The organism is Aliterella atlantica CENA595 (assembly GCF_000952155.1).
Classification (GTDB): domain Bacteria; phylum Cyanobacteriota; class Cyanobacteriia; order Cyanobacteriales; family Chroococcidiopsidaceae; genus Aliterella; species Aliterella atlantica.
In genome coordinates this window covers 188,483-197,833 of record NZ_JYON01000007.1, presented here as the reverse complement: position 1 = coordinate 197,833, position 9,351 = coordinate 188,483, and the positions used below count along the sequence as shown (strand labels likewise).

The window sequence follows — 9,351 nt, the reverse complement described above, 5'->3', positions numbered from 1 at the left end:
GGCGAGTTAGGGTCATGCAAGCGTCGTGAACGAGCTTGAATACTCGTTTGAGCGATGGGCGCTGGACGGGATTGGGGTCCTTGGCGCGACGTACGGTATTTTCTGCCGCTTTGAGTTGTTCTCTCAAAGCGGCAATTTCTTTTTCTAGCCGCTCGATTAGGTCTGCTTGTTCTTCATTGCTCATATTTTTGTTGTGGTTGGACGCGAGGAGCGTATCCCCAGAAATGCCACTGCGATCGCTACGGCTTACGGGCATGGTTGCTGGGTGAGAAACTAAGACAAAAGGACAGGCATTAATAAGTATTTACTCTTGCTGGAGGCATCTACAAAATGCCTGCTCTTTTTGTTGTCTACCTATGTCTCATTATGATGCCTCAACTTTACAAGTGTCAAGTAGATGCCTCAGATTGAGACTTCAAAATGATAATATGAACTCAAGAAGTAAAAGACAAAAACAGGAGAGTCAGTCACCATTGGAGACTCTAAGAATAGAACGTACAAGGTATAACCAGGATGAATTTGCTATGCGTTGTGGTATTCCAAGAGCTACCTATCAACGCTGGATATCAGGGAAGGCAGAACCTAGATTAACGCTTGTTCAATTGAAAACTATCTGCCATGAACTAGGTATTGAGCGGGTAAACGATCTACCTGATGACTTCGGTCCACCAGGTCGCAGTTCGCAAACCCAATAACAACAAAAAGCCGCTCAAATCTGCTTTCTGATTTGAGCGGTTGTTATTGAACATTTTGAAAGCAGCTTTGATTAGTCCGTACACCTAATAATTATGAGCAAGAAGCACTCAATCAGCCAACTGATAAGGGATGAGGTGGAGCAGCAAGAGCTATTTAAGCTTGATGCCTATACCAGCTATACAACAGACTGGCAGCTAGATACTTGTTCTGGAGCAACCATAATTTCTGCTCCAGAACAAACCCAAAAAGTTGTTCTGGAGCAAGCCCCCCCACCTGCCCCAGAACAACCTGCTCCAGAACAAACCACATCTGCTCCAGAACAAAAACATTGGGTAGAGATTTACTCGCCTTCAAAGCGAAAAAACTACTCTTACTATCGCTATGTATGGATGGAGGGGCGAAAGCTCAAGCACCTGCACATAGGAGGCAGCAGCACAAGCTTGAGGGCGATCGCGCTTAAGGAGAAGGTGTTGGATGCGATCGCGCACCTTAAAGCTCCCCAGGAGATAGTCAAGCTAATCAAAGGTGGCAATGGCTAGTTATTTAGATACAAAGATGTTTACCGAATACGAACTAGCATCAATCTGCTACGATTGCGGATTTTATAGCTACGAACTTATTGAAGGGCTTTGCCCTTACTGTTATGGTGGCGCTCTGGAGAGAGAAGAATATGATGAAGAAGACGATTATGATGAGGACGATCCTTAGATGCGATCCAACGGGTCCGATAATGTAGGTCTAGTCATCACATCTTTATATACGCGGCGATCGCGATAGATCCGCTTTGACCTTATCTGAAATAGGCTCAACTTCTATATGACCTAGCGATTTAAACGTACAAAGGCGCTCGTAAGTATTCTCACCCCGCTCGTCCTTGCCAATGCAACGACTAAACCAAATGGCAGCGGCGAACTTATTGTTAGGGCTGCGGCGAAAGAAAGGCTGCCCGCGCCAATTGACTACAGTAGGACCAGATTCATCCTTTTGAACTACAACCACCCCGATACTCGCCCAATCAAAAGTAGCAAATTGGGAAATATCGAAAACGACATCGGGAGCCTTAGCCGGAAGCATCCTATCTATAAGGAGCGCTATCCGCTCCAAGGTATCGGATACTTTAAGCATCTTTTCCATCATTGCCGTCAGCTTCTCTATGGCATCGGCAATGCGGTTAGTCGCTTCGATTTCCAATCGCTGGTGGTTGATGTAGGTCTGGAACTCTTGCGGGGTCATAGCTTATCTAACGTGCGCGATCACGCTGCTTTTAGTCTATACGGTTTTACAGTAGAGCCAAAGCCGTTTTGATCCGATTGGGGTCGGCATCGATGTAGCGGACCAAAGCTTGCGGGTCCTTGTGCCCGGTGAGCAATTGAATCGTGTGCAAATCGACCCCAGCTTCCCAAAGCCGAGTAATGAAGCTGCGCCGCGTCGAGTGAGTAGAAAAGCCCTTGTGAGAAAGGTTCGCCGCCTCCACCGCGCCTCGTAGCATCAAGTCGGCGGCGCGAAGTGTAATGTGAGTATCGGGAAGAATACGGCTCTCAAACAGCCAACCCTTCGCACTGGTGGGGCGGTAAGCGCTCAAAATTTCGTGCAGCGCTGGGTGAACCGGAACAGTGCGCGTGTGGCGCTTGCCCTTGGTATCGGCTTTGCGGATGCCACTAGGGAAAGTAATGAATTCAAGCGGATTGCCGTTGGCATCAAAAATATCTTCAATTCTTAGCTGCACGATCGCTCCCCAGCGCTCTCCCGTGAACCTAGCGATATCGAGCAGCAACTTATATTTTTTACTTTTCAAGCACTTGCGAATTTTTTGATATTCGACATCGGAAATAATAGCAGCCTGACCGTGACGATTGTTCTTCACTAATTCGACCTTCCACTTTTATCAAATATTCAACTTCTGCTTTTATCTAAATAACAATTAAAAGTAGAACAAACGTCTAAATAACTATTAATTAAAAGCACGTTAAATATAGCTCAGATAACTATCGCAGCGTCATCAGTGATATTCCGGTTTTCCATAAAACTAGAAAGAGTCATCAATTTTAGAGCGCGGATAAACTGGGGCAAATACTTACGTAAATTCGCTTAAATCTATGACGGCTCTAAATATTTCTACCGATATTCCTTCGCAAATCAACACCCTAGAAAAATTAGCAGCCTGGGCAAATCTTGCCTTAGCCAATATCAACCCAGCCCTCACAGCAATTGAAGGAGTAGGCTACACCGAGCGCACGGCTCAAGCAGGCGTATTTTACGTCGCGGCGGACAACAAATATAGGTTGTTGGGTCGCTCCTCAATTCAAATGAGTCCAGACTATTTAGCTGGAGGCGCAAAGATGTGGACATACGCTCAAGAACTCAGTAACACTGCATTGCCAGCCACCTTCAAAGCTAATTAGGGGTAATAAATGCCTCTAACTCCTGACGAGCAGAATTTAGTTAATCGCCTAAACGAGCAATTTCCGCGACCAGGCGATCGCAGTTACGAGCGAGAGTTTCAGGACAATACAGTCGATCGCCAAGTAGACAACTTGATGCGCGATGCGTTAAATCTCAAGAAGTTTAACGATAATCGTCTGACGGTCCCCAGCGATGCCGAATTGCGGTATCGCGCTGGACTTCCCGTTAATGAGCCTATCATTCCCAAGGAACCTTTATCGGAGGGATTGCTGAAGCGCGATCGCCCCAACCCCACCCCGCCAACAACGCCGCCACCAAGCGCAGACGTACCGCCATCGGGACCGAGAACAAGCCCCGCATCGCCGCCGCCCACACCTCGAACGAGCGGCGGTAGTGGCAATGTGGTGAATATGGAAGCCGCTCCACCAACCGCATCGCCCAGGCAAACATTAGCAGGTCCTAACCCCGCACCAGGCGCAAAGCCATCGGGATTACCTGGAGTACCAGGCAGACTAGCTTATCCAGCAGCAGGCGCGGCGGTTGACTTTGCGTTTCGCATTGCAGCAGGGCAGCCATTAGGGCAAGCAGCAGCGGGAGCAATAGGCAGTGGAATTGGTAGCGCCGCTGGCTTTGCCGCCGGAAGCGCCCTTGGTCCGATGGGCGGTTTTTTGGGTGGTATGGTCGGTGGCTACCTTGGCGGTATGGCAGGAAGCGCCTTATACAATTTAGCTTTTCCGTCAACTGCTGAAGCCCCGCGCGGGCAATTCGATCCAAAAGTTGGCAAGTACCCGTTTCAGGGTGGTCAAACGCCAAGGGTACTTTACAATGCTTATCTGGAATACACGATGACGCAGGGCGTAGGGCAGCCCGATAGAGTACAGAAAAGAGAATTTAGTTGCTATGGACCTATTGTTGGGGTTTTCTTTGAATTACTTTCTGATGGAAATTGCGTGTACATAATCAGACATCATGGGACCTTTGCCAGCGGTCCTGTTTCCTTGCCAATGAATAGTTTCATTGCAAACAGCTACCATTTGCAAAAAGCATCTATAGAAATTACCAACATAATTATTCTAGATGGCAGCGCTAATTTAGGTGGAAATCCTCCCTCTTTGCCAATTCCCCAGGATAATCGCACCCCCGACTCGCTAGAGCATCCAGGTAATACAAACTATGCGCCCCCAAGTGCAATTCCTCAAATAATCAATATCACCAACAATAATGTCACTTCCTCCCCAGCGCTCAATAATTACGCTCCTGGTGGATTTCTAAGTAAAGCAGGGGGTACTCCAAGGGGAGATTCGCCCGACTGGATACCTAAAGGAAATCTAGGACCCGAGGAGCATCCTGATTTTTCACCATTGCCTGTTGCGTTATTACCTGATGCTGCACCTAGCGGATCTCCTAGCAGTATTGGAGCGCCTGCATCAGCAACTCAAGGAGTGCCAAATAAATCGCCATTTACTTTTAATCCTGATGGCAGCCTAGAGATTGTTACTCCTGGCAGCCCCACCACTACAGGCAATCCTACAACTAATCCTGCCGATCGAAGCTTCCCAGGAGCGGGATTTCAGCCCACAATCTTACAGCCTAACCCGCTTACAGCCAATCCTGGATTTAGCTCAAGCCCTAACCCCAACACCGCGCCGCCGTCGGGACTGCCAACCACTACTCTTAATAATCCTACGCCCGATGCAGTGCGCCCAACTCCAACTGTGCCGCCGCCAACTCCAACGCCCGCACCTACCCCAACGACAAGCCAACCAGACTTTGACGATCTGAGAAATAAATTAAATCAACTGGAGCTACTGATAGTTGGAGCAACTGTATTGCTCAACCCAATCGCCAACAACACAACACCCGAAGCTTTGCGCGATGCAGCGGAAACCGGAACCTGTCGGACAACACAACCAGGCGGTTGCTCGTACAACATGGTGAACGATGCCGTAAGTAGAGGCAATGCCCCCATCAATGAGAAGTTAAATGGATTGGGGAATTTAGCCAACTTGGCAGCAAACTTAAACGAACTAGCTTTGCTTAAGCCAATCAAAGAAGGCGTGGATCTGGCGAACAATAAACTTGGTCCCTTAATGAAGGGAGCAGATGGAATATCTGGATTTTTGGGCAGGCTTTCCAGTTCTCTCGGCATCGATCGCGCCCTCAACTTAATTGCGATCGCATCCAGCTTGCATAATGCAATGATGCTCAGTGCCAGCCTAAAAATCACATTGCTAGAAGTTTTATCAAGCGTAGGCAACGCTACAGGCTTGCTGCAAACGTCCGAGGGCGACAACGTAGATTTGAATGCCGTGTTTAACCAAGGTATAGAAAAATTCATGACGTTGCTGCTAGGCGAAGAAAACTATGCAGGGTTAAAAGTTGGCTTGCGAAAATACAATGCAATTTATCGCGCCGCAACCAATAGTCTTAATGCTACCGCCCAGATGTTTAATTCGATTGGCGAAGCAATTGAGACGGCAGCGGAATATACGGGAAAAATCGGCAACGCGCTTAGAGCAGCTAGCGTAGTCCGCGAAAATGCCTACAACTTTATGAGCGAACGCATTACCGTTAAAACCTCTAAGTTCATGGTTTTTCAGACCAAAGTTGGCGACGTAACGCAAGTATTAGAAACCATAAACGAGATTGCCGAGAATGTTGTTGAAGGGCAAGAGCAATATACTGAAGCCGTCAAAGCTACCCAAGACTTTAAAAAAGCACTAGCTGATGCGGATAGACCCGAAGCAATTGATAACAAATTGATTAAAGCAGAAGCCGAAAAAATCAAAGCCAATTTAGTTGCAGATCCTACAGGTGAGGACGAAACAGGCTTACTTAGTTTTTTAACCGACCGATAAAGTTATGGCATTACCAGAACCATTTAGCGACATCGAACACCTGCAACTGGTTGTTAGGCGCTATCTCAACAAACAAATCAGAGCAGACTTTAAAGACATATTTGGGGATGGCGACACCTGGGAGCCGGAAGTAGGAACAACTCGCGGCGCAATGCTACGAGCGCTGCTGCACGAAGATAGCGATCCAATTGCCGTCACAACAGTAAGAATGATGCTGTATTACTTTACTTTTGGCAAGGCGAGGGATCTACAAACACCTGTCTACGGCATTCCTACAACTTTCTACCAGCAAGAAGCACTCGTTCATATCCCGCAAATCACGCTGCACTTCAAGGAAGATCTAGAAGATGTAGAGCCAGGTTACTCGCCTGTTGTCGGGGAAATAGCCTTTAGAGTTTCTGGGGAAACACACGAAACAATTACAGAAACTAAATTACGGGTGTTAGCTCAGAGAGTTAAGACTAATTTTGGAGCTAACAACGGGTTTGTCTGGCGTAAGGGAAAAGTAAAGTGCAACTATAGCGATCGCAGCAAACCATACTTCCTGCAAATACTCAGTCGCGATGTCACTCAAGGCAAGCGAGTAATAGAACAAGTATTAGATATCCAGACAGATACACCTGACTGGAAATATTTAAATGTCAGGGAAAATCAAGAAGCATCACAAGCTTACCCAACAATTCCACCAAATAAGCGAATCTTGGGTTCGTCAAGGCGATTGCCAAGACGTAGACCTATAGCTGATGTCCGCTTTGTTAAGGCTGAGTGTCACATTTACGGTATGCCAGTACCCGTAATTTTGTACGACCGTACGAGCATTAATGGCAAGGCTCTAGTCAAATGAAGGTACAAGCTAGAACCCTATAGGGTTCCGGTAAACAAGAACGGAGAAAACTATGAGCTAAGTTTAATGCGTACTTATTAAGCATGAGGTAAAAAGTGTGGCTGTACCAAAATTTCATCGAGTTCTTAGAGGCGAAAGAGGCGAAGCAGCAAAGCAGAAGTATTTAGCGTACCTTAATAGATTAAGCCCAACTCTTGAGGATTCTAAAGTTGGAACTGGGGGCAATAGACCGGAATCTAAAAAGTTGTTTTTACGGCTTTTTAATTACGATCTACCAGGTACTATTTTTGCTGAAGCTAGCGCGACTGTACCCGCTTGGGAGACGGTAAAAGGTGTTACAGCAGTAAACGCTCGCGTTAAGGACAATATAGCAGCCCCAAACGTATCTTTGAAATTCAAGAAAGTTAAGCCTGCTAGAGTAATTTACCGAACGCTCAATGATACTTCGGGGACAGCTTCAACCAGTCATTTAACGGGATTGCGGTATTTAAAATACAACAACAAAACGATCAGTTTTCCTTTTGGTAAAGCTTCAGATACAGACACTTTCGCTGAGGCTGTAGCTGCTTTGAAATTGCAAATTCCTTCAACAGCTAAACCTAGATTTCAAGACGAAGATGCCTAATATATGGATGTATTAGAGCCATTTTTACTAGACTTTAATAGTTCGTCAGAACTCAACAAGTCTGATATCGAGCAAGAGATTATTCGTTTAGACGAACAGCGAAAAATTGCGCTTGCATTATTGAAAGGTGAAGTTCCCTTAGAAGTTTTACTTGATTGCGTAGCTGATTTTAAGATTGATGCTTACGAGTATTTGGATTTAGTAGAAGAAGTTATCGATAGCGTAATTGATAATCAAACTGTTATTGATGATGCTAGCTTGATTTTGCCCTCACTGCCTTAGGTGAAACAAAGCGTGGATTTTGCCAATAACCTCAACTGGGATTTAGTACTGAGGCGCAATTATGTGGCAAATCCCACACCAAACGAGCCACAAGGATTTTTACCAATTCCCCCAATAACAGTCTCAGTAGATCGCTTTACGTTGCTGATTGGGGCAAGTTCCAATTCTGCTAAACCTACATGGCGGTTGGCTGCTTTTGTCAGTCCTCGATTGCTATTTTCTCCTAGCAGCACGTCCGATTACATTAGCGCGGTGCAATCGGAGAAATCGCAAGCAGTTCTGTTGAACAGATTGAATTTAATTGCGTTTACCGACTTTGGTTTGTCTCCTTACCTATTAGAAATTAGTATTCCGCGTTGGTATCGGGAGATCGATTTAGAAATCTGGAAGTACACAGAGAGCGCGACATGAACGCCTTAGTAGTATGGGCGGGGTTAATCGGCAGCGTTTTAGGCATCCTCACTAGCGCGATTGGCATTGCTGCAATATATCGCGGCTCGGTGATCAAAGGCTACGCGGCAGAGCGCGATTTTAATCATCTCAAAACCTATTACCAAAGTTTGGCGGAGGCGTTTAAATTCCAAACCGACACCTTTGAAAAAGAGTTTAGAGAAAGCAGAAAGGATTTAGATACCAGGTGCGATCGCATTGATAAAGACCTTACAGAGATCAAAGCCTTACTATTTTCAGATTTGCGCTCCAGGAAGGAAGATGATTAAGCTCAACAAAAATCAATTAGATTTGCTATCAACCATTTTTGGAGCGTTAGCCGGAATTTGCACGGTACTTACTATTCAACAAGTGGGAAACGCCAAAATTGTGGGTACTATAGGCGGCGTATCTACCGTGCTATTGGGTATCGTTACTCAACGTCCCGCTAGCGCACACCCCACAACTGAGGATGTAGAAGAAAAGGAGAATAAGTGAATCTCGTTTTAGCATCAACGTTAGATAAGTCCTTTGCCAGTTCGATTGTCCGCTGGATGGCAGCAAAGAAGTATCAAGTCTTTACGGGTCCTAGGCGCTATAACATCGTGTATGTTGAGGGCTGCAATGCCGACGGCAGCCTCAACGCCGATCGCCCTAATGAATTTAACGATCGCCGCTTGGTAATCGAGATTGTCGATAAACCTGTCATTCTTGGTAATTGGGATGCAACCACAGAACCAGGTGACTACTATACGCAGCATCCAATGAACAGCAAGGGCGCGGCGCGGATCGCTTTTGGGCAGTACGAAGGCTGGAGTATAGGCTTTCACGGCAAAAGAGACGCGCACGAAGCTTTAGTCCAGGTACTACCAATCGCTGTCTACCGCGACTACAACAAAGACTATCGCCGTACTGGAGATTTTCTCGATCGCGGTTTATTTGGCGTAAATCAGCATTGGGGCTACGACCTACCAGTAACTAAAGTATTCAATGCCTCGGCTGGCTGTTTGGTTGGTCGCACTAGAGAAGGACATAAACAATTTATGCGATTGTTGAAGCAAGATGCTCGATATGATAAGAATTACAAATTTTGGACCACGATTATTCCTGGTGACGAGCTAATCAAACAATTCCCCCTATAGATTTGTGGGGATTCTTATTAATCTTTACGACCAATCAATAGCCGAACTTGAAGTTACAAAGCCTAAAACCTT

Annotated in this window: 14 protein-coding genes and 1 pseudogene; 12 read left to right on the top strand and 3 right to left on the bottom strand. The window is 46.1% G+C overall.

The features are described 5' to 3' along the window. A pseudogene (locus tag UH38_RS09125) lies at positions 1–256 on the bottom strand (hypothetical protein); the annotation flags it as partial. Between the two features lie 172 nt (positions 257–428). Here UH38_RS09125 and UH38_RS27625 point away from each other — a divergent pair. The 3 genes from UH38_RS27625 (at position 429) to UH38_RS26700 (ending at position 1,404) form a co-directional block, all read left to right on the top strand. Continuing rightward, the gene (locus UH38_RS27625; RefSeq protein WP_045054334.1) at positions 429–695 is read left to right on the top strand and encodes a helix-turn-helix domain-containing protein; all 267 of its coding nucleotides are present in this window, start codon (positions 429–431) and stop codon (positions 693–695) included. Between the two features lie 93 nt (positions 696–788). Continuing rightward, positions 789–1,235: a hypothetical protein gene (locus UH38_RS09115; protein WP_144405654.1), complete on the top strand. Its 447-nt coding sequence runs from the start codon at positions 789–791 to the stop codon at positions 1,233–1,235. Beyond that, complete coding sequence (locus UH38_RS26700; RefSeq protein ID WP_160295940.1) at positions 1,228–1,404, top strand: hypothetical protein; 177 nt, start codon at positions 1,228–1,230, stop codon at positions 1,402–1,404. Before UH38_RS09115 ends, UH38_RS26700 begins: the two co-directional genes overlap by 8 nt. A 45-nt stretch (positions 1,405–1,449) precedes the next feature. Here the strand turns inward: UH38_RS26700 and UH38_RS09110 are convergent, their stop codons facing one another. Both UH38_RS09110 and UH38_RS09105 read right to left on the bottom strand, forming a co-directional pair. Next, complete coding sequence (locus UH38_RS09110; RefSeq protein ID WP_045054332.1) at positions 1,450–1,929, bottom strand: single-stranded DNA-binding protein; 480 nt, start codon at positions 1,927–1,929, stop codon at positions 1,450–1,452. Positions 1,930–1,975: 46 nt separating this feature from the next. After that, positions 1,976–2,560, bottom strand: coding sequence for a tyrosine-type recombinase/integrase (locus UH38_RS09105; protein WP_045054331.1), 585 nt, complete (start codon positions 2,558–2,560; stop codon positions 1,976–1,978). Between the two features lie 232 nt (positions 2,561–2,792). On the opposite strand from UH38_RS09105, the gene UH38_RS09100 reads away from it, so the two are divergent. The 9 genes from UH38_RS09100 to UH38_RS09060 all read left to right on the top strand — a co-directional run bounded on the left by UH38_RS09100 (position 2,793) and on the right by UH38_RS09060 (position 9,279). Next, entirely contained in the window at positions 2,793–3,098 is a 306-nt protein-coding gene (locus UH38_RS09100) for a hypothetical protein (RefSeq protein WP_045054330.1), read from the top strand. A gap of 9 nt (positions 3,099–3,107) precedes the next feature. Then, the gene (locus tag UH38_RS09095; protein WP_045054329.1) at positions 3,108–5,957 is read left to right on the top strand and encodes a hypothetical protein; all 2,850 of its coding nucleotides are present in this window, start codon (positions 3,108–3,110) and stop codon (positions 5,955–5,957) included. 4 nt (positions 5,958–5,961) lie between these two features. Beyond that, positions 5,962–6,801, top strand: coding sequence for a hypothetical protein (locus UH38_RS09090; protein ID WP_045054328.1), 840 nt, complete (start codon positions 5,962–5,964; stop codon positions 6,799–6,801). 97 nt (positions 6,802–6,898) lie between these two features. Beyond that, positions 6,899–7,426: a hypothetical protein gene (locus tag UH38_RS09085; protein ID WP_045054327.1), complete on the top strand. Its 528-nt coding sequence runs from the start codon at positions 6,899–6,901 to the stop codon at positions 7,424–7,426. A gap of 3 nt (positions 7,427–7,429) precedes the next feature. Beyond that, positions 7,430–7,708, top strand: coding sequence for a hypothetical protein (locus UH38_RS09080; protein WP_045054326.1), 279 nt, complete (start codon positions 7,430–7,432; stop codon positions 7,706–7,708). 12 nt (positions 7,709–7,720) lie between these two features. Next, positions 7,721–8,119 carry a hypothetical protein gene (locus tag UH38_RS09075; protein ID WP_144405653.1) on the top strand — a complete coding sequence of 133 codons (399 nt, stop codon included), beginning with the start codon at positions 7,721–7,723 and terminating at the stop codon, positions 8,117–8,119. Next, a complete protein-coding gene (locus tag UH38_RS09070; RefSeq protein ID WP_045054324.1) occupies positions 8,116–8,427 on the top strand; it encodes a hypothetical protein in 312 nt (103 codons plus the stop codon). Before UH38_RS09075 ends, UH38_RS09070 begins: the two co-directional genes overlap by 4 nt. Then, the gene (locus UH38_RS09065) at positions 8,420–8,635 is read left to right on the top strand and encodes a hypothetical protein (RefSeq protein WP_045054323.1); all 216 of its coding nucleotides are present in this window, start codon (positions 8,420–8,422) and stop codon (positions 8,633–8,635) included. The genes UH38_RS09070 and UH38_RS09065 overlap by 8 nt, the downstream gene beginning before the upstream one ends. Continuing rightward, on the top strand, positions 8,632–9,279 hold the full coding sequence (locus UH38_RS09060) for a hypothetical protein (RefSeq protein WP_052672312.1): 648 nt from the start codon (positions 8,632–8,634) through the stop codon (positions 9,277–9,279). The genes UH38_RS09065 and UH38_RS09060 overlap by 4 nt, the downstream gene beginning before the upstream one ends. Positions 9,280–9,351 lie beyond the last annotated feature (72 nt).